General features: G+C 64.4%; 14 protein-coding genes and 1 pseudogene. 7 read left to right on the forward strand and 8 right to left on the reverse strand.

Annotated features, from left to right (window positions below; all coding sequences use genetic code 11):
• Positions 1-257: pseudogene (locus DTX69_RS23765) on the forward strand (hypothetical protein); the annotation flags it as partial.
• 72 nt (positions 258-329) lie between these two features.
• Here DTX69_RS23765 and rhaI read toward each other — a convergent pair.
• Positions 330-1,625 carry an L-rhamnose catabolism isomerase gene (gene rhaI / locus DTX69_RS23770; protein WP_119304080.1) on the reverse strand — a complete coding sequence of 432 codons (1,296 nt, stop codon included), beginning with the start codon at positions 1,623-1,625 and terminating at the stop codon, positions 330-332.
• A 32-nt stretch (positions 1,626-1,657) separates the two neighbouring features.
• The gene (locus tag DTX69_RS23775) at positions 1,658-3,760 is read right to left on the reverse strand and encodes a bifunctional rhamnulose-1-phosphate aldolase/short-chain dehydrogenase (RefSeq protein WP_119304081.1); all 2,103 of its coding nucleotides are present in this window, start codon (positions 3,758-3,760) and stop codon (positions 1,658-1,660) included.
• Positions 3,761-3,937: 177 nt separating this feature from the next.
• Here DTX69_RS23775 and DTX69_RS23780 point away from each other — a divergent pair, with 177 nt between their 5' ends.
• Positions 3,938-4,744, forward strand: a complete 807-nt coding sequence (locus DTX69_RS23780; protein WP_119304082.1) for a DeoR/GlpR family DNA-binding transcription regulator — start codon at positions 3,938-3,940, stop codon at positions 4,742-4,744.
• Between the two features lie 164 nt (positions 4,745-4,908).
• On the opposite strand, the gene DTX69_RS23785 is transcribed toward DTX69_RS23780, so the two are convergent.
• Together DTX69_RS23785 and DTX69_RS23790 are read right to left on the reverse strand one after the other, a co-directional pair.
• Complete coding sequence (locus DTX69_RS23785) at positions 4,909-6,276, reverse strand: FGGY-family carbohydrate kinase (protein ID WP_119304083.1); 1,368 nt, start codon at positions 6,274-6,276, stop codon at positions 4,909-4,911.
• Complete coding sequence (locus DTX69_RS23790; protein WP_119304084.1) at positions 6,273-7,064, reverse strand: DeoR/GlpR family DNA-binding transcription regulator; 792 nt, start codon at positions 7,062-7,064, stop codon at positions 6,273-6,275. The genes DTX69_RS23785 and DTX69_RS23790 overlap by 4 nt, the downstream gene beginning before the upstream one ends.
• A gap of 275 nt (positions 7,065-7,339) precedes the next feature.
• Between DTX69_RS23790 and DTX69_RS23795 the strand changes: the two genes are divergently transcribed.
• The 4 genes from DTX69_RS23795 (at position 7,340) to DTX69_RS23810 (ending at position 11,956) form a co-directional block, all read left to right on the forward strand.
• Positions 7,340-8,860, forward strand: coding sequence for a sugar ABC transporter ATP-binding protein (locus DTX69_RS23795; RefSeq protein WP_284736025.1), 1,521 nt, complete (start codon positions 7,340-7,342; stop codon positions 8,858-8,860).
• Positions 8,860-9,849: an ABC transporter permease gene (locus DTX69_RS23800; protein ID WP_119304086.1), complete on the forward strand. Its 990-nt coding sequence runs from the start codon at positions 8,860-8,862 to the stop codon at positions 9,847-9,849. The genes DTX69_RS23795 and DTX69_RS23800 overlap by 1 nt, the downstream gene beginning before the upstream one ends.
• Entirely contained in the window at positions 9,849-10,790 is a 942-nt protein-coding gene (locus DTX69_RS23805; RefSeq protein WP_119304087.1) for an ABC transporter permease, read from the forward strand. The genes DTX69_RS23800 and DTX69_RS23805 overlap by 1 nt, the downstream gene beginning before the upstream one ends.
• A 62-nt stretch (positions 10,791-10,852) precedes the next feature.
• Entirely contained in the window at positions 10,853-11,956 is a 1,104-nt protein-coding gene (locus DTX69_RS23810) for an autoinducer 2 ABC transporter substrate-binding protein (RefSeq protein WP_119304165.1), read from the forward strand.
• 95 nt (positions 11,957-12,051) lie between these two features.
• On the opposite strand, the gene DTX69_RS30380 is transcribed toward DTX69_RS23810, so the two are convergent.
• From DTX69_RS30380 to DTX69_RS23835, 4 genes are all read right to left on the reverse strand, one after another.
• Positions 12,052-13,098 carry a hypothetical protein gene (locus DTX69_RS30380; RefSeq protein ID WP_162917507.1) on the reverse strand — a complete coding sequence of 349 codons (1,047 nt, stop codon included), beginning with the start codon at positions 13,096-13,098 and terminating at the stop codon, positions 12,052-12,054.
• Positions 13,095-14,006 carry a hypothetical protein gene (locus tag DTX69_RS30385; RefSeq protein ID WP_162917508.1) on the reverse strand — a complete coding sequence of 304 codons (912 nt, stop codon included), beginning with the start codon at positions 14,004-14,006 and terminating at the stop codon, positions 13,095-13,097. The genes DTX69_RS30380 and DTX69_RS30385 overlap by 4 nt, the downstream gene beginning before the upstream one ends.
• Positions 14,003-16,885 (reverse strand): hypothetical protein, encoded by a 2,883-nt coding sequence (locus DTX69_RS23830; RefSeq protein ID WP_119304089.1) that lies wholly within the window; start codon positions 16,883-16,885, stop codon positions 14,003-14,005. The genes DTX69_RS30385 and DTX69_RS23830 overlap by 4 nt, the downstream gene beginning before the upstream one ends.
• Positions 16,886-17,131: 246 nt before the next feature.
• Positions 17,132-17,788, reverse strand: coding sequence for a TetR/AcrR family transcriptional regulator (locus tag DTX69_RS23835; RefSeq protein ID WP_162917509.1), 657 nt, complete (start codon positions 17,786-17,788; stop codon positions 17,132-17,134).
• 173 nt (positions 17,789-17,961) lie between these two features.
• On the opposite strand from DTX69_RS23835, the gene DTX69_RS23840 reads away from it, so the two are divergent.
• The gene (locus tag DTX69_RS23840) at positions 17,962-19,077 is read left to right on the forward strand and encodes an HlyD family secretion protein (protein WP_119304091.1); all 1,116 of its coding nucleotides are present in this window, start codon (positions 17,962-17,964) and stop codon (positions 19,075-19,077) included.
• The last annotated feature ends 115 nt before the right edge of the window (positions 19,078-19,192 follow it).

Consider the following 19,192-nt stretch of genomic DNA (forward strand, 5'->3'; position numbering starts at 1 on the left):
GCGAACCAAGCGACGACAGCGGATCCACTGATAGCGCCTCCGGCAGTGAGTCCGAAGGAAGCAGCCCCAGCGGCGGCGGCGTTGCTGATGCGGCCGGCGGCGCGGTCAGTGATGTCGGTCGCGCGGTCGGTGATGCCGGCCGGTCAGTAGGCGACGCGGTTGGCGGCAAGGGAGGTCGTGGCTCGATCGGTGGCGGCGGACACGACGGCAAGGGCGGCAAAGACAAGGGCAAGGACAAGGGGCGCAAGAACGACTGACACCGGCTCGCTTCGCCTGTTTCCGCAAGAAGACCTTGGCGCGTGGCGCAATGTCCTATGTAGCGAGCGGATCTAGACGATGCCGCTTCCGCCGCGCGCAACCGGCGGACGCTTCTTGGCCACGTTGGTGCGGTACCCGCTAGTGCGATAGGCGGTGATCGGATCGATCGCGCCACTATCATCCTGACGCGCTTTCTTCAGGATCGGCTCGACATCGGTGCGGAAGCCGGCCTTCAAGATCTCCGAAGCCAGCATGACGTCGTTCCGATCCTGTGCTTCCTCGAGCCCTGTGCGGTCGACCAGCAAGGCCTGCGCGTAGGCGCGGCGGATCTCGTTGGCACTGCGGATCAGGCTCTCGATCGGATCGGTCACATTGTGTGACTGGTCCAGCATGTGCGCGGGATCGAAACGCGGCGCGCGGTGCAGCTCCGCATCCACGAGCTCGTTAAAGACGAGGAACAGGCGAAATGGATCGATCGAGCCGGTGTCGAGATCATCGTCGCCGTATTTCGAATCGTTGAAGTGAAATCCGCCGAGCCGCCCGAACTGGATCAGGCGCGCTACGATCATCTCGATATTCACGTTTGGCGCATGGTGGCCGAGATCGACCAGGCAATAGGCGCGGTCGCCTAGGCTGGTCACGGCGAGATAGCTGGTGCCCCAATCCTGGATGACCGTCGAATAGAAGGCTGGCTCGTACATCTTGTGCTCGATGAACAGCTTCCAGTCATTCGGGGTCGCTGCATAGATCTGCCGCACGGACTCGAGATACCGCTCGAACGCCTTGGTGAAGTTGGTCTGGCCGGGGAAGTTGGACCCATCGGCGATCCATACCGTCAGGGCCTTGGAGCCGAGCGCCTTGCCGATCTCGATGCATTCGAGATTGTGCTCGACTGCCTGCTGGCGTGTCGCCTTGTCGGTATGGGAAAGCGAGCCGAACTTGTAGGACAGCTTCTGGTCCCGCTGGTCCTGGAAAGTATTGGAGTTCATGGCATCGAAGCTGAGGCCGCGCGCGGCGGCATACAACTTCAGCTCGTTCGCATCGCGCGGCTTGTCCCACGGGATGTGCAGCGAGACACGCGGGGTCGCGCGGCACAGCTGGTGGATGACGCAGCAATCGTCGAGCTTCTCCAGAATGTTCCGTGGCTCGCCGATGCCCGGAAATCGAGCGAAGCGCGTGCCGCCGGTGCCGACGCCCCAGGAAGGAACCGCGACCTGGAAGGTGGCGACCTTCTTGGTGACGCTGTCGATGTCGACGCCGCGACGCGCCAGCTGCTCGCCCAGCGCACTATAATCGGCGGCAAGGGCCGTGCTCAGCGGCTTGTTGTGCTCGGCGATCACGTCAGGGGAAATCTGCCATTCGGTCATCGCACTCCTCCCAGGACTCTTGCGCGGGCTTGTCAGCGCGTGAAAGACTGCGCGTTGCCCGCATCGACATTGATGATGTTGCCGGTCGATTTCGCCGAAAGATCGGAAGCGAGGAAATAGGTCGCCTCCGCAATGTCCTCCGGATAAACTGACAGTTTCAGCATGCTGCGCTTGCGATAGTGCTCTTCCAGCTCGTCCGGTTTCATGTTGTAGGCGGACGCGCGCTGCGCCCGCCATTCTCCGGTCCAGATCTTCGACCCGCGCAGCACCGCGTCGGGATTGACGACATTGACGCGGATGCCATGGTCCGCGCCTTCCAGCGCCAGGCAGCGCGCAAGATGAATCTCAGCCGCTTTGGCGGCGCAATAGGCGGACGCATTGACCGAAGCAGCGAGGCCGTTCTTCGACGCGATGAATACGATCGCGCCGCCCAGCTTCTGTTTCTTCATCAGCCGGAAGGCTTCGCGCGAGACCAGGAAATAGCCCTTGCCCAGGATGTCCATGTTGCGGTCCCAGACCGCGAGGTCTGTGTCCTCGATCGGTGAAGCCGAAGAAATCCCGGCATTGGATACCAGAATGTCGAGCCCGCCATATTCCGCTGCGGCGTGCGCAAACGCCGCGATGACCGCGTTTTCGTCCGTGACGTCCATTGCGAACGATCGCACCTGGTCCTTGCCGAAGCTCTTGGCGAACTCGACCTCGGTTTCCTTAAGCGAACCTTCATCGATGTCCGCGAGCACGACACAGGCGCCTTCGCTCATCAGCTTGGCGGCGATAGCGCGGCCAATGCCGCCCGCACCGCCGGTCACCAGGGCGATGCGGCCGGCGAGCGACTTGGGCTTCGGCATGCGCTGCAACTTCGCTGCCTCCAGCAGCCAGTATTCGATGTCGAAGGCTTCCTGCTCCGGCAAGCCGACATAGGAATCGACGAGGGCCGCGCCGCGCATCACGTTGATGGCGTTGACGTAGAACTCGCCGGCGATGCGCGCCGTCGCCTTGTCGCGCGCGAAGGTGATCATGCCGATGCCAGGCACCAGATAGACCACGGCATTGGGATCACGCATCTTCGGACTGTCCGGGCGCTTGCAGCGCTCATAGTACGCTGCGTATTCCGCGCGATAGTCGGCGATCGCCTTGTCGAGGCCGGATACTGCGGTGTCGAGATTCTTCGAGACCGGATCGAACGGCACGACCAGCGGCGCGATCTTGGTGCGCAGGAAATGATCTGGGCAGCTTGTGCCCATCGCGGCGAGCTTCGAAAGCTCGTGTGAATTGACGAACTCCAGTACCGCCGGCTGGTCGTCAAAATGCCCGACCTTCTTTTCCGCGCCGCCGATGCGGGCGCGGATCTCCACCATCAACTGGCCGGCGATGCGGCGGCGATCGGCTGGCGCCAGCGCCTGATGCTGGGCACCGCCGAAGCCCGGCTTGCCGCGCGTCTCCTCCGCGAACCAGCGCACCGCTTTGTTGATGGCGCGCAAAGTGACTTCGTAGCATTCCTTGGCGCTGTTGCCCCAGGCGATGAGGCCATGGCCGCCGAGGACCGCGCCCTTCGCCTTCGGGTGTTCCTTCACGAAGCGCTCGAGATCGAGGCCGAGCTGAAAGCCCGGTCGGCGCCAAGGCAGCCAGCCGATCTCATCACCGAACACCGTCTGCGTCACGGCCTTGCTGTTCTTCATCGCTGCGATCGCGATCACTGCGTCGGGGTGCATGTGGTCGACATGCTTGTAGGAAATGAAGGCGTGCAGGGGCGTGTCGATTGAGGCCGCGCGGGGGTTGAGGTTGAAGGTGCAATGGGGGAGATAGCCCACCATCTCGTCTTCGTACTTCTCACCGCGATAAACTGCCTTCAGATGCTGCAGCTTCTCCATATAGAGCGTGGCGAAGCCGTCCAGCTTCATGGTGCCGACGTCACCGCCGGAGCCCTTCACCCACAGCACCTCGACCTCTTTACCCGTCAAAGGATCCTTCTGGATCACTTTGGCGGAGGTGTTGCCGCCACCGTAGTTGGTGATGCGCTTGTCGGCACCGAGGAGATGCGAGCGGTAGAGTAGCCGCCCCGGCTCATCCAAACTCGCGGCGTGCGCCTCATCCCAGCGATTCTCCAAAAGCTCAATCTGGGCCAAATCGGCCATGAATCCTCTCCCTGCCTGGCAGTGGTTTAGCGGCGAGCATCGCGCCCGCCGGCAAGAAAATCAATTCCTTTCGATCAATTTCCTTCATTTTGCCCCGCAGCATGACTGATTGTGATCGAAACTGATTGACTTGGCCGTGAGCGACCGTAATCTGCGATCAAGAGGCGGAGGGTCGGCATGCACGAGCGGGAGCGCCATCGCATCATCCTGAGCGCACTCCAGGAGCGGGCGGTCGTCACGGTCCAGGACGTCATGGAATATACCGGCGCGTCGGAGGCGACGATCCGGCGCGACATGGCGGCCCTCGCCGACGAGGGCCGTCTGCGCAAGGTGCGTGGCGGGGCCGAAGCGATCCATCCCGCCAGCACTCTCACCGCGCGCTCCTTCCGGCAGAGCCAGTCGGTCAACCTGGCGCAAAAGCGCGCGATCGCGCGCGCGGCTGTCGAATTGTGCCACGAGGGCGAGGCTGTCATCATCAATGGCGGCACGACGACCTTCCAGATGGTGCATTACCTGACCGGACATCGGCTGCAGGTGCTGACCAACTCGTTCCCGATCTCGGAACATCTGCTCAGGCATTCCCGCTGCACCGTGATGGTGCCGGCCGGCACGATCTACCGCGAGCAGAGCATCATCCTGAGCCCGTTCGAGAATGACGGGACGGCGCATTTCTATGCCAAACGCATGTTCATGAGCGCGCAGGGCGTGAGCCCGCTCGGCATCATGGAGTCGGACGCGCTCATCGTCCAGTCGGAGCAGCGCCTGATGCGCCAGGCGGAAGAGCTGGTGCTGCTGGTGGATTCGAGCAAGTTCAAAAACCGCTCCAGCCTCATCATCTGCCCGCTGGAGCGCGCCGCCACCATCATCACCGACGAGGGCATCAGCGACGATGCCCGCCGCATGGTGGAAGATGCGGGGATCGGGTTAATCGTTGTCGCGCCAGAAAGCGCGAGCGAGCGGGAGGAGTCGACGCTGGTGGCGTAGTGCGCCCCTGATCATCTCACTCAATGTCATCCCGGCCGAGCGGAGCGAGCGCCGGGACCCATACGACGGCGCAGCCTTCGGGTCTACCAATGCGGAAGCGTGGATGGCGCATGGGCCCCGGATCAGCCGCAAAGCGGCTGTCCGGGGTGACGTTGAAGGGGCGGTCACTGTTGCGCGCAGAGGTTACGCCAAGTCTCGCGATATTCATGCAAGCTCTTCAACTCCAGAGCGCTCGCTTCCTCGATCTGCGGCGCGAACACCTGGCGCTTGCTGTGCGCTTCGAGGGCGAGCGCGGCAGCGCCCATGGCGGTCCCTTCCGCCGCAATGTTGTGCGACACGCGCTGCGCAGGCCGCAGGGCTGCCAGCGTCCCAAGCAGCGTCTTGTTCCGCGCCAGCCCGCCATCCACCACGATCGGGTTGGCGGAGCGAAGCTGGTCCAGCACCACATCCATCATGAGCGCGACATAGAGCGTGGCGATCGCCGTACGCTCTTCCGCGCCGGAGGGCTCCGGTCCTTTCAGCGCGCCTGCACGCGAGGGGAAGGGGCCACCCGGCGCAAGGCTCGGCAATGCGAATTGTCCGCGATCGATCACGCGCTGCAGACTCTCACGCGAGACGACTGCCTGCGCGCCTTCGGTGATCACCTCGTATTCGCGGCCGCCCATGAAGCGCGCGGTAGCGATCGGCGCACGATCGACCGTCACATTAGCCAGCATGTCGCGCGACGCGTCCAATGCGTCGAGCGGGCAAGCCTGATTGAACACGATGACCCACGTGCCGGTGGAAATGAGTGTGACGTCGGAATGGCCGAGGCTGCGGTAGTAGTACAGCGCGGCATTGCTGTCATGGACGCCGTTGTGGATCGGGACGGATTGACTGCCGATGCGCGCCTCACCCAGGATCTCGCCGGCGCGGCGGAGGGGCGGGAACTTCGCGCGCCAGCCGCGGCGCTCAACCAACGAACTGAACGTGTCCGCGCGCGGATTCCAGAGATGCGAGTGGCAGCCGATGGAGCTGATCTCCGACACCTTCGCCCTGGTGAACAGCCAGTTCCAGAATTGCGGATAGTTGAGGATGGCGTCGGCTTGGCGGAACATGTCCGGCGCCATCTGCTCGCGCATGTAGATGTGGCGCGCGACATTGAGGCCGCCGGGCAGATTGGGCGTGAAGCTCTCGGCAAAGTCCGGCGCTTGCCCGGCGAACCGGCGATCGATCTCCGATGGCACCGGCTGCTCGTAATCGAGGATCGGCGCGGCAAGCTCATCACCCGTGGTGAGCGCGAAGGTGCAGCCATGGGTACTCACCATCAATCCGGCAATCTCGTGGCGCTCCGATAGGCTGGCGAGTGTTGCCTTCAGCCACTCGAAGAGAGGCTGGTGATCCAGCACGCGCAGCCCATCGGCCAGGATCGTGCGCTGCGCGGTGCGTTCTTCAAAGAGCAGCTTGCCCGTTCGGTCGCCGAATCCCAGCAGCTTCGCATTGGTCTTGCCGAGATCGAAGACAGCAAGCGCCTGTTCGTCACCCGTACTCACTGTTTGTCCCCGCTCTTGGGTGTCCTGGCGATGATGACCTTGATGCCGGCGTCGGTCAGCATGCGGTCGTCGGAGTCGGAGAGTCCGTCATCGGTGATGAGGGTCGCGATGCGCGAGAAGCTGACGACCGAGTAGCGGGCTCGCACGCCGAACTTCCGGCTGTCGGCCAGCACGACGACTTCATCGGCGCGCCCCAGCAGGCGTTCCATCTCGCGCACCAGCAGGGGATGGGATTCCATAACGCCGGCCGGTCCGACCCCTTGCGCGCCGATGAAGAACTTGGATGCGTAGAACTCCGGCAGCTCCATCTCCGGCGAATAGAGAATGCCCGGACCGCGATGCAATTCGCCGCCGGCGATGGTCAGGTGACAGGTTCCGTTCTGCCATAGCGTCGCGGCGAGCGGCATGGAGTTGGTGTAGATCTTGACGTTGCGACGCGCGAGCCGCAGCGCGAACAGGTAGCAGGTGCTGCCGCCGTGGATGATCAGCGCGTCGCCGTCACTGACCAGTTTCTCGGCCTCCTCCGCGATCGCCTTCTTGGCCTCCACGCCCAGCATCTGGTTCTCTTCGAACGGCCGCGCAGATAACCGCTCGGGACCACTGCCATTATCGGCCGCTGCGATTCCGCCAAAGACCTTACGCACAGCGCCCATCTCATGGAGCTTGCCGATATCGCGACGGATGGTGGCGGGTGAGGCGACGACGATCTGCGAGAGATCGCGCACGGTCGCGAATGGCCGGTCGCGCAGGAAACCGAGGATGTGTCGATGACGCTCTCCCTCATTCATGGCACGCCTCGATGATCGAAATTGCTCACTGCTGCACTGCAGCGATCAGCTTGCATGAGTAAGGATGATCGCTTGACGATCCTTGCTCATGCATGTTTAACCTTAATCAAGGCGATAGGAAAGCAATTCCCCGATCTTTCGGCGCACGCCGGAAGACCGTCACAAGAGATCGCACAAGGGAGGCAAGCGCACATGGTTGGGGCGACATCTGCCGGCCGCCTTGCGTGCATGGTCTGCAAGCATCGCGGTGCCGCGCCGCGTCGGGAGCGCGCCCGTTGACCGCGCTTATCGAACTTGCCGGCATCTCGAAATCCTTCGCCGGCATCAGCGTGCTACGGGACATTTCGTTCGACGTGTGCGCCGGAGAAGTGCATGCGCTCGTTGGCGAGAATGGCGCCGGCAAATCGACTCTGATCAAGATCATGGGCGGCGTGCACCGGGCGGATACCGGTGAGATCCGGGTGAATGGCGAACTAATGCACTTTGCTTCGCCGCGCGCCTCGGCTGCCAGCGGCATTGCGGTGGTGCATCAGGAGCTGCTGCTGTTCCCCGATCTCTCGGTCGCGGAGAACATCTTCATGGGCCACGCCCCGCGCACCGGCTGGGGCGCGCTCGATTGGCCGCAGATGCGTCGCCGGGCACGCGAATTGCTGGATCGACTGCAAAGCCATCACATCGACGTCGATGCGCGGGTCGGGTCGCTCTCCGTGGCGAACCGGCAGCGCGTGGAGATCGCGCGCGCCCTATCGCAGGACGCGCGTGTGCTGATCATGGACGAGCCGACGGCGTCCCTGGTGGAGGAGGATGTCCAGCAGCTGCTGTCGATCGTGCGGCTGTTGCGCGACAAGGGCGTTGGCATCGTCTATGTCAGCCACAAGCTGCCGGAGATCTTCGCGCTCGCCGATCGCGTGACGGTACTGCGCGATGGCGCGCGCGTCGGCACCGCGCCGATCGGTGAGCTGGATGAGCGCAAGCTGGTCTCCATGATGGTCGGCCGGCCGATCGACCAGTTGTTCCCGAAACAGGCGACGAAGATCGGCGCGCCGTTGCTGGAGCTGCGCGATCTCGGCTTCGGTTCGGTGGTGCGAGACGTCTCGCTCACGCTGCACGCGGGTGAAGTTCTAGGTATCGCGGGCCTGATCGGATCGGGCCGCACGGAGCTCGCTCTCACCGTCTTCGGTATCACGCCGGCGACCACCGGCGAGATCTTGGTCGACGGAAAGGCGGTGCGGATCGAGAGCCCGCAGCAGGCGCGTGATCTCGGAATCGCCTACGTGCCGGAGGATCGCGGCCTACAAGGGCTGGTGCGGCCGCAGAGCATCCAGGAGAACATCTCGCTCACTGTACTGAAGAGCCTTGCCACCGGCACCCTGATCGACCACCGCAAGGAAGAGAAGCTGGCGCGGGACTCCATCGCCAAATTCGGCATCCGAGCGCTCGGCCCGCGCCAGATCGTGCGGCAGCTTTCCGGCGGCAACCAGCAGAAGGTCGTGCTGGCGAAGTGGCTGGCGACCGAGCCGCGCATCCTCATCATGGATGAGCCGACCCGTGGTATCGATGTCGGCGCCAAGTCGGAAATCCATGCGCTGATGAGCGCGCTCGCCGCGCGCGGCCTTGGCATTCTCATGATTTCCAGCGAGCTGCCGGAAGTGCTCGGCATGAGCGATCGCGTGCTGGTGATGAAGAACGGCACGCTGGTGGCGGAGTTCGATCGCGCCGAGGCCAGCGCCGAAGCGGTCGGCGCCGCGATGACCTTGGCCAACAACGCATCCAACAGGTCCGGGGAGGCGGCGTAATGGCGGTCGCAGCGGCGATCCAGCGGCGCTCGGCCGCCTCACGGCTGGTCGAGGCGTACGGCCAGGAACTCGTGGTGCTCGGCGCCATCATCGCCTTGTTCGTGATCGTCGGCACCGTCAACCCGCGGTTCCTCAGCGAGAACAATCTGATCAACATCTTTTCGGGCAACGCCTATATCGCCGTCGCGGCAATCGGGATGAGTCTCGTTATCATCAGCGGCAATATCGACGTGTCGGTCGGATCCCTGATTGGGGTGCTCGCGACGATTGCAGGCACGCTGGCAGTGCAGGGCTATCCGATCTGGGTCGCCTGGACGGTTCCGGTGCTGGTGGGAATGGCGATCAATGCCTGCGTCGGCGCGCTGATCGCCTATTTTCGCATTCCGTCCATCGTGGTCACGCTCGGCATGCTGTCGATCCTGAAGGGCGGGCTCATCAGCATTACCGCAGGCACCTGGATCACAGGCATGCCGCCGGAGTTCTTCATCGCGCAGGCGCGGTTCTTCGGCATCCCGGCCCCGGTCTATTTCATGGTGGTGCTGACCGTGGTTATGGCCCTGTGGATGCGCTATGCCGGACTGGGCCGGGCGATCTATGCGGTTGGCGGCAACGCGGAAGCCGCGCGCGCCTCCGGGCTTTATCCCGAGCGGATCTGCGTCGCGGCCTTCGCGATGCACGGCTTCTTCGCAGGCATTGCGGCGCTGCTGTTCGCGACCCAGCTGCAGGTGATCCAGTCGACGGTTCCGCCCAACCTGGAGCTGACGGTGATCACCGCCTCTGTCATCGGCGGCGTCTCGATCCTGGGCGGCACGGGCACGGTGATCGGCTCCACTTTGGCCGCGATCCTCTTCGCCTGCATCAGCTCGGCACTCGTCTTTCTCAACGTGTCGGCTTATTGGCTGCGCGCGGTTCTGGGCCTCCTGATCCTGGCGACGGTGCTGGCCGACATGGCGCGCCGGCGCCGCCATCGCGTGGCGGGGAGGGTGTGATGAGCCGGTACCTGGTGCGCCACGAATCGATCCTCGCCATCCTGCTGGTGCTGGCGCTGATCGTTCTCTCCCTGCAGTCGGACCGATTCTTCACCGTGGACAATCTGCTGAATCAGGGCAGGTTGATGGCGGAGGTCGGGCTGATCGCCCTGGCGATGACCTTCGTCATTGTCTCGGCCGGCATCGATCTCTCGGTCGGCTCGATCCTGGGGCTGGTCGCCATCCTGCTCGGCGTGTTCTGGCAGAATGTGGGATTGCCCCTGCCGCTCGCGATGATGCTCGGCGTCTTCGTGGGCGGGCTGGCGGGCCTGTTCAACGGCTTCATCATCACGCGCTTCCGGGTGCCGCCGCTGATCGCGACCCTCGCAACGCTTGCGCTCTATCGCGGCCTGGCTGAAGGCATCAGTCAGGCGCGCTCGGTTCGCGGCTATCCCGAATGGTTCTTCGTGCTGGGGCAGGGCGAGGTGCTGGGCGTGCCGACCCAGCTCTGGATCTTCCTGGCCTGCGCGGTGATCGCGGCCATCGTGCTCGGCATCTCGACCTTCGGCCGCGCCACTTATGCTTCGGGGGCCAATGCCGTCGCTGCGCGCTTCTCGGGGATACCGGTCGATCGGACGATCCTGCTCATCTATACCGCGTCCGGCCTGATCTCGGGGCTGGCGGCGATCATCTTCGTGTCGCGGGTCTCCACCACGCGCTCGGATATGGGCACAGGGCTGGAGCTCGACGTGATCACGGCCGTGGTGCTGGGCGGCACCAGCATCTTCGGGGGCCGCGGCACCATCATCGGCACCATGCTGGGCCTGGCCCTGATGCAGGCGCTGAAGAACGGCCTCGCTCTGGCAGGCGTGAAAGGCGACGGTACGATCGTGGTGATCGGGCTCATCCTGATCGCCACGATCATCATCAGCAATCTGTTGCGGAGAGAATCCGACGGCTAGCCGCGCGCAGATCCGGGCCGCGGCCGTCGAACACATATCCGGGTCAAAGGATGGAGGAACGGATGATAAGGACAAGCTTGATTGCGGCAGTGGCGCTCTCGGTCGTGACCGGCAGTGCGTGGGCGCAGACCTGGACCGGCGGCGACGATTTGCCGACCAATCCGTTGGCATGCGACGGTACCGCGGCCGAAGCGGCGGCGAAGCCCTATGACGGTGGCGTGCCGACCAACGCCCCGGACCGCAAGGGCAAGGAGATCACGGTTGTCGATATTCCGAAGCTGATCGGCATCGGCTACTTCAACGCGACCTCGAAGGGCATCGCCGACGCTGCCAAGGAGTTGGGCAATGTCAAGGTCAAGACCGATGGCCCCACCAAGGCAAACATCGACGAGCAGATCACCTTCATCGACAACTACATCACCAGCGGCGTGGACGGCATCCTGTTCGCCGCCAACGACCCGGTAGCGATCGCGCCGGTGCTGAAGAAAGCGCTGTCGAAGGGCATCAACGTCGTTGGCTACGACGCGAACTCCACGCCCGATGCGCGCCAGTGGTTCGTGAACCAGGCGGAGTTCAACGGCATCGCCAAGTCCTTGGTCGACAACATGGCCAAGGAGATCGGCGAGGATGGCGCCTTCGCCATCGTCACCTCCACCTTCACGACGCCGAACCAGGCCCGCTGGATCGCGGAGATGGCGGCCTATGCGGAGAAGTGCCATCCGAACATGAAGTGGCTCGAGACCGTCGAGGCGCAGGAAGACAACGTGCTCTCCTTCAACCAGGCCACCACGCTCATCAACAAGCACGGCGACGAGCTAAAAGGCCTGTTCGGCATGACCTCGGTCGCGACACCGGCTTCGGCGGAAGCGGTGACCCAGGCCGGCAAGTGCGGCGAGATCGCGGTGGTCGGCCTCGCCACGCCGAACGCGATGAAGCCCTATGTCGAGAAGGATTGCGTGAAGTCGGTGGTGCTGTGGAACCCGGTCGATCTCGGCTACGCGGCCATGCATGTGCTACGTGCGGTGGCTGACGGTGAGCTGAAGCCGGGCGCTACCTCCGTGAAGGCAGGCAAGCTGGGCGAGCTGCAGGTCATCAACGGCTCCGAGATCCTGCTGGGCGCGCCGTTCACCTTCACCAAGGAGAATATTGGCGGGTTTGATTTCTAGGCGGCACATTCGCCCGTAGCGGCGCGCTTGTCACGCGGCAGGCGCGCCGGTTTCTTTTGGGGAGTCCCTCGCCCCTTGCGGGAGAAGGGAAGGAATCAATCCTGGATGACGTAGACTTGGCCCGGTTTGCCGTTGGTGCCGGGCGTACCGGCTTTGCCGGCACCACCGGAATCGCCCTTCGGTCCGATTTCGAAGCGCGATTGCTGCTGACAGCCTTTCATGCCGCCGGCGCCGCCTGGACCGCCTTCGCCGGGCGCGCCTGGTTTCCCCGATTTGCCGCCGACGCCGCCGGAGACGGAGGTCACGATCTGACCGCGATCCAACGCGCTTTGCAGCGCCGGCACATAAGCGACGTTACCGCCGGTCCCGCCATTGCCGCCCGCCCCGCCGTTGCCACCGTTGCCGCCCTTGGCACCCTTCTCGCCGTTCGACCCCGTCGCGGTCGGCGTGCAGATCTGGAAGGAGTGCAGCCAGGACTGCGTCTGGCCTTCGCGGCCGGGCTGGCTTTGCAGGATCCTGGCGTCCTGCATCAGCTTGAGATAGCCCGATATCGACTGCGCAATGACCGGGTCTTCGACCTTTGCGGCCTGCGTCTCCGGCAGGATGGAACCGAGGCACGATGACACCGCGCAGCTCGATGTTTCGCATTTGCATTGCGTGTCGGCGCCGGGGCCGCCCGCTACGCCTGGGCCACCAGGCCCGCCGTTGCCGCCGGCGCCGCCATCCATTCCGTCATTGAGGATGATGAGGCGACCGGATCCTTCAACGGACGTGCCGCGGATCAGGACGGTGCCGGCGGCGATGCCAGGATAGCCCGGCCCGCCGTTGCCGCCATTTGCTCCCGGTGCGCCCGGCGCGCCGTCGCGGGCGAGATCGGACAGGCTGCCGCGCGGGAATGCCTGGATGATGGTGTCGGCATTGACCTGGATGCGGCCCGCATGGATCTCGAGATTGCGGCCCCACAGGATGTAGGTGCCGCCATTGAACACCAGCACATCATCGCTCGGATCAAGCTCGATGCGAATCCCTTGATCGTTGCCGAGATTGAAGACCTGCTCGAATGGCACGGCAGTCTCCGCCAGCGCCGCCTTCGACGCGATGATCGCTGCCGCCACTGCGCCAAGATGAAGGAGCGGCCTCATGGCGCCTGCTCCTGAACCGCGACGCCCGCGGTGCCCGGCGCTCCGGCTGATCCGGGTTGGGCACCAGTCGTGCGGCGGCCCGGCGCGCCATCGACGCCGCCAGTACCGCATCCGATGATTCCCGCGCCGCCGAGACCGCCTTTGCCGGGATTGCCGGCCTCGCCGGGATTGCCGCCGGCACCGCCGGCACCGGCTGTAGTCGTCACGACGAAATGCTTGCTCATGAACAAAGGCGCCAGCGCCTCGGAGTAGACGACGATGCCGCCGTTGCCGCCGCGCCCGCCCGGCCCGCCTTGCCCGCCAATGCCGCCCCAACCGCCATCGCCGCCGTCCTGCGGCTCGTCACCGCCGCACACCCGCGCCCGCCCGTTGCGGCCATTCCCGCCATCGCCGCCTTGCCCGCCATCCTGTCCCTTGCCGCCGCCTTGGCCAGAGACGTCGACGATCAATCGGCCCTTGGCCGCGATCTCGCCGATGCGCAGCACGACCTTGCCGGCCGCGGCGCCATCGTCGCCAACGACGCCTGAACCGCCGGGCGCGCCATTGCCTCCCCGATCGCCATCATTCATGCCGTCGGCGCCGCGCGCCGCCTGGTTTGGCTCGCCCGGTTTCGGCGGCTTTGTGTGAAGTGTAAAGGAGCGGATGGTCGTATCGGCATCGATCCGCGCATGGCGCGCGACCACGATGAGATTGCCGTCTTCCAGCACCAGCTCGCCGCCATTGAAGACCAGGATTTCGGTCTCGGGATTGGTCTGCACGATGATCATGTTGCCGGAGCGGACCTTGGCAAGGTCGTGGAAGAAGACTTCGCGCAGCGACTCCTCCGCTGCCGCAGCATCGCCAAATCCCGCCGCCGCCAGGATGCAGGCGGCCGTCAGGATCGATCGCGATGTCGCGCGTGCATTCATTGCAGCTGCGTCCCTGTCTTGACGAACAGGATCTCGATCTCGTCGATCACTGGCGGCTGTTTCCAGCCGCTCGCCTGTGCGACCTCGACATAGAGGTAGTAGGGGGCATCCAGCGGAAAGGCGTTGTCGAGGATCTTGGCGAAGGCCTGATCGGTCGGCACGGACTCCCGCCAGTCCGGCTTCACCTCGCGTGGGATGGAGATGGTCTTGGCGAAGCCGGTCACGATGGCGCCTGAATCGTCGAGGGCATCGATCACGCGATGGCAGTTGCCGTCGATCGTGACCGTTCCCCAGCGCGGATGCTCGATGCGCAGGTCGATGCGGCTTGCCATCTTGGGATCGCCCTCGAAATGCACCTTGGTCACGGCGGCACCCAGCAGGAACTGCGCGCCGCCGCTCGGGCCCGGCGGTGTGATCGAGATCGGGATCAGGATCGGGTGCGATGCGAAACCGGCCCCGGCTCGGCCGAGCCTGATCTGTGCGGCGATCGAGCGATTGACCGATTCGAGAAATCGCGCGCGCAGATAGGACGCCTGCAGATTGTGGCTGATATCGGATTCATAGGCGGCGCGGAAGAACTCGACCGTCGGCGGGGTGGCGGGGTTCCGATCGACGAACGCGCCCGCTTGTTCCGCAAGCCCGCCGGCGAAGCCCTCGTAATACTGCTTGAGCGCGGTGCGCTCGGCTTGCAGCGCGGCCTTCATCTCCAATCCATCGTATTGTTCCGGACGGCGTAGATCCAGGCCCGCCGCCGTCAAGACATCGTCCATGGGATAGAGCGCCTGGTCCGGCATGCTGATCTGCCGCCCAGTCACGTAGTAGAAGCCCTTGCGCAGCAGGTTGGCGGAGCGCGTGACGTCGGCCAGCAGGCGCGCGCTCATGAGGCTGGAGATCAGCACCTGACGCTGCACGCCATCTTCCGCCGGCAGCGACTTCAATGTGAGCAGGTCGTCGCGCACGGCGCTCAACCACCTGAGATCGGCGTCGATCGCGCGCAGCCGGCGCGTGTCCGCCAGGATCATGGCCTGCAGCGTGCCGGCGCTTGCCATGATTGCCTCCGCTTCCTGCAGCAGGGCGCTCGATTTCTTCTGCTGCTCCTCGTCGACCGGTGTGTAGTCGTTGAGGGGGAGCGTGAATTCCGCGGGACCGTTCGGCAGGCCGGCGCGCAGGGAGTCGGCCTTTTCGTGCACGGTCGCCATCGATGTCCCAAATGCGGCAAGCTCCGCATCGTTCTTCTGCTTGCCCGTAAGATGGCCAAGCGCGGGCGCGACATGCGGGTCGGCTGCCTTCCACGCAGCCTCGAAATCGGCAAGCAGGAGCGCATAGGCTCGATAACGGCTTGCGATTTCGCGCAGGTCGGTCGGCGCGCCGGCCGGCTGCTCGGTGTCCTTGCTGCCGTAGTAGGAAACTGGTTTCGTGACTTCGGGGGTCGAGACCAGCGAATAAGGCGCGGCGGCAGGCCGTCCGATACCGATGACGGTATCGTAGGCGAAGAGATCGTCGACGATACGGCCGAAGCTCGCTGCTTGCGCCCTCTCGGCCGTGTATTGCCCAAGCAGCACCTCGTAGATTGTAACGGCCTCCGTGATCTTGGCATGGCCGTCCTGAACCATCTTCAGCAGCTTTTCGCTATTGCTACCGATGCGCTGCGCTGCGGCGGCACGATCCGCGCTCTGCGTGCGCAGGATGCGATCGATCTGATCCACCTGCTTGGCGGGGTCGACGAGCTTGCCGGCGGCCAACACGGCCAGCCTGGTGTCATCCCACAAGGCTAGAGCGCCCGCCTTCTTCCCCGTGCCGAATGTGGTGTCGAGCGACTTCTGGAAGGATTTGAGCCGCTCCGACAATCCCGTCATCGGGACTTCGTTGGGACCATGGCCGAAAGGGTCGATGCCGAGCGCCATCTGCGCGCGGATCATATCCAGCGTGGCGATGGCCTGTTGGCTGGCGCGGCGCGCGAGGCGTGGGCTCAGCTCATCGATCTTGGCGCGCACGAATGCGCCGACCACGAGGTCGAAGGGCGCGCGCGCATGTAACCGCGCGAGCTTGGCAACCGCCAGATCCGGCCACACCAGCGTCGCGCCGAACAGGCCGTCATAGATCGTGCCTGCACTTTCGCCGATCGCAATGTCGTAGCCGGCGGACCACACGCTCTTCGGAAGCCCGGAATCGAATCCCTGATCGGCGGTCTTGTTGTGGAACCAGCGCAGCGGGTCGTCCTTCAGCTGGGCGAGCGCGGCTTCGCTCGCGTCCGTAGGCGGAACAATGGTGCGCGCATTGACCCGCAGCATGCGTTTCGGCCCGTCGGCCGCCGGCCATTGTGGCGGCCCATTGAGGATCCAACCTTGGGTCGGGAACATGAAAGGCATATCCGGCGCGCGCGACAGATCGAGCGTGCCGGCAATGATCTCCACCGACTGATGCCGCTCCGTCGGCGGATCCACGAGCGTGATGGCGGCATCACCCGTGAAGCGCACGGCATCGCCCTGAAGCTTGATCGTGCCGTTAGCCAAGCGGATCGGCATCGCGACGATGATCTCGCGCGCCTCGATGCTGATCTCCGATACGTCGTCCAGGACCTCGCCTGGCGCGGTCGCCAAGGCCGCGAAGGACCGCGGCGTCAGCTCCACGATGTCGCCGGCGATGCGATAGGCATACCGGTCGCCATCCTGGCGACGCCACGCCAGAATCTCGCGATCGTCATTCCAGAAGGATGCGGGATCGATCGGCTCCGACGGTGCCAGGATCGGGGCGAGACACCGGTCGAGCTGCGACTGCGCAAGCGCGTGTGTGGAGCCAAATCCGATCGAAAACGCCAGTCCGACGCACCACAAGACCCGTATGACCTGGGACGAGGTGACGCCTTGGCGATGCTTCATCGCAATCCAAGAGCCTGAGGCGGCCGGACAGGGCTGCTGGCCGGCAGTCTGATACTGTCATGCATCGTGTTGGGCGCCCCTAGCAGCATCGCCGCGTGATGTGGAAGTCCCCCTCAGCGGTACTATAGCTGGGAGCCCCCAAAGATCAAAGCAGGCGATGGCGTAGGACCGCTCGAATGGCGTGATGCTCGTCACACGGGAGCCACACAAAAGCTGTCAAAATATGGTTAGCGACTGAACGTGCGATCAGCGCGGTCGATAGGCATTGAGGATCATTTGCACCGCGCCATCCACGACTTCCTCCCGCGTCGGATCCTCCGGACGAGACGGCATGTTGAACAATCGCCGCAGGTAAAGCGGGCCCTTGACCAGCGCGACCAGCTGGTCGGCCGCCAAGGTCGGGTTGGGGATCACCAGCTTGCCGCTGGCTGTGGCCTTGCGCAGGAAGTCCGTCAGCATGGCGCGGAAGGGCAGGGGGCCAGTGCCGTACCAGGCATCCACCAGCTCGGGGAAGCGCGGCCCCTCCGAGACGATGATGCGATAGACCTTGATCGGCCCTTCGCCGAGCAGGAACTGCTCGACCGCGGTGGCGATGCGGCGCAGAGCCACCGCAATGTCGGGCTCATCCTCGACCTCCGGGAACAGGTCCACGGCGAAGGCCCGGCAGGCATGGTGGATGATTTCAGCAAACAGCTTCTCCTTGCTGCCGAAATGCGAATAGACGGTCGCCTTCGATACACCCGCCGCCTTCGCGACCTGGTCCATGGAGACGGCACCATAGCCCTCCGTCATGAACAGGTCCCGGGCCGCCTCCAGAACTTTGATGGCTTTAGGCGCCCCGAACTCGTCAGGCGTGTCTAGGTCCAGGGTCCGCCTGGACTTGGGCAGTAGATCAAAGGTCACGTGACCGGCTCTCCCATACTCGCTTGCGGCAATCTAGCACGTCTCGCGAAGGCCAACAAAACTACTCAGTTTAGTTCTGCTTGACAAGGCGGCCACCGAAGGGCATTTTCCGACGAGAGTTGTACTAGTCGGTTTAGTTTTCTGGTCGAATCTCCCCAGGAGAGGAAACGAACATGATCCGGAGGATCGCGCTGGGCCTTGGATTGCTGGCCGTTTTGGTCGGCTTCGGCTTTGGCGGGCACTATTGGTGGCAGGTCATCCGGTTCCAGCAATCGACCGACGACGCCTATGTGGAGAGCGACATCTCCGCGATCAGTCCGCGCATCGACGGCTACATCCAGGAGGTGCGCGTCGCCGACAACCAAGCGGTCCGCAAGGGCGACATGCTCGCCATCATCGACGATCGCGATTTCCGCGCCCGCCTTGACCAGGCCCGCGCCACCCTGGCGACGGACCTTGCGGCGGTCGCGACCTATGACAGCCAGATCGCATTCCAGCACTCGAAGATCGACCAGGCCCAGGCGCAGCTCGACTTCGCCGGCGCGGAACTGGAGCGCGCGAAGTCGACCTATGACCGGCGCAAGAAGCTGGTCGACGGCAAGATCATCAGCGTCCAGGAGATGGACGACGCCAGCGCTGATTATCGCAAGGCCAAAGCGGATGTGGTGCAGATGCGCGCCGCGCTGGTGGCGGAGCAGGGCCAACTCGCGGTGATCGAGGCCGAGCGTCGTCAGGCACAGGCCAAGGTGGCGCAGGCGGAGGCCGAGGTCGAGCTTGCCGCGAGCGAGTTGGAGAAGACCGTCATCCGCGCGCCGATCGACGGCGTGGTCGGCGACCGCACGCTCAGAGCCGGGCAGTTCGCGAAGCAGGGCCAGCAATTGCTGGCCCTGGTTCCGATTGACATGCACGTGGTTGCCAATTTCAAGGAGACGCAGCTTGGCCGCATCCGGCCGGGCCAGAAGGTCGAGATCCGTGTGGACGCCTTCCCGGGGCAGCCGGTAATCGGGACCGTCGAGAGTTTCTCGCCGGCGAGCGGCGCCATGTTCAGCCTGCTGCCGCCGGAAAATGCCACCGGCAACTTCACCAAGATCGTGCAGCGTGTGCCGGTGCGCATCGGCCTGCCGCGCGGCAACACGCTCACTGGATTGCTGCGGCCGGGTCTGTCCGTCGTGGTGAGCATCGATACGCGCGGCGGCGAGGGTGAAGCGCAGGTGGCCGCGGGCAACAACCTGCTGTTCGGCGCCGCCCAGGCCAGCTCCGACCAGCACGCGGCCGACGACAGCAAATAGCCTGCGCGTAGGTCGCCATGCAGTGCTCACTTCTCTTTCTGCGGCAAGGCTTGGTCTTGCCATCCATTGGTTTGACTGCACCCCCTAGCGCCGTCCGGACACCTTGCGCGAAACG

Source organism: Dongia deserti (assembly GCF_003574735.1).
GTDB lineage: Bacteria > Pseudomonadota > Alphaproteobacteria > Dongiales > Dongiaceae > Dongia_A > Dongia_A deserti.

What these genes read in the sequence shown, in the direction of transcription:
- DTX69_RS23790 (WP_119304084.1), bottom strand. Translation starts at nt 7,064, where the DNA reads ATGAATGAGGGAGAGCGTCATCGACACATCCTCGGTTTCCTGCGCGAC.
- rhaI (WP_119304080.1), bottom strand. Translation starts at nt 1,625, where the DNA reads ATGACCGAATGGCAGATTTCCCCTGACGTGATCGCCGAGCACAACAAG.
- DTX69_RS30385 (WP_162917508.1), bottom strand. Translation starts at nt 14,006, where the DNA reads ATGAATGCACGCGCGACATCGCGATCGATCCTGACGGCCGCCTGCATC.
- DTX69_RS23805 (WP_119304087.1), top strand. Translation starts at nt 9,849, where the DNA reads ATGAGCCGGTACCTGGTGCGCCACGAATCGATCCTCGCCATCCTGCTG.
- DTX69_RS30380 (WP_162917507.1), bottom strand. Translation starts at nt 13,098, where the DNA reads ATGAGGCCGCTCCTTCATCTTGGCGCAGTGGCGGCAGCGATCATCGCG.
- DTX69_RS23840 (WP_119304091.1), top strand. Translation starts at nt 17,962, where the DNA reads ATGATCCGGAGGATCGCGCTGGGCCTTGGATTGCTGGCCGTTTTGGTC.
- DTX69_RS23800 (WP_119304086.1), top strand. Translation starts at nt 8,860, where the DNA reads ATGGCGGTCGCAGCGGCGATCCAGCGGCGCTCGGCCGCCTCACGGCTG.
- DTX69_RS23780 (WP_119304082.1), top strand. Translation starts at nt 3,938, where the DNA reads ATGCACGAGCGGGAGCGCCATCGCATCATCCTGAGCGCACTCCAGGAG.
- DTX69_RS23810 (WP_119304165.1), top strand. Translation starts at nt 10,853, where the DNA reads ATGATAAGGACAAGCTTGATTGCGGCAGTGGCGCTCTCGGTCGTGACC.
- DTX69_RS23830 (WP_119304089.1), bottom strand. Translation starts at nt 16,885, where the DNA reads ATGAAGCATCGCCAAGGCGTCACCTCGTCCCAGGTCATACGGGTCTTG.
- DTX69_RS23775 (WP_119304081.1), bottom strand. Translation starts at nt 3,760, where the DNA reads ATGGCCGATTTGGCCCAGATTGAGCTTTTGGAGAATCGCTGGGATGAG.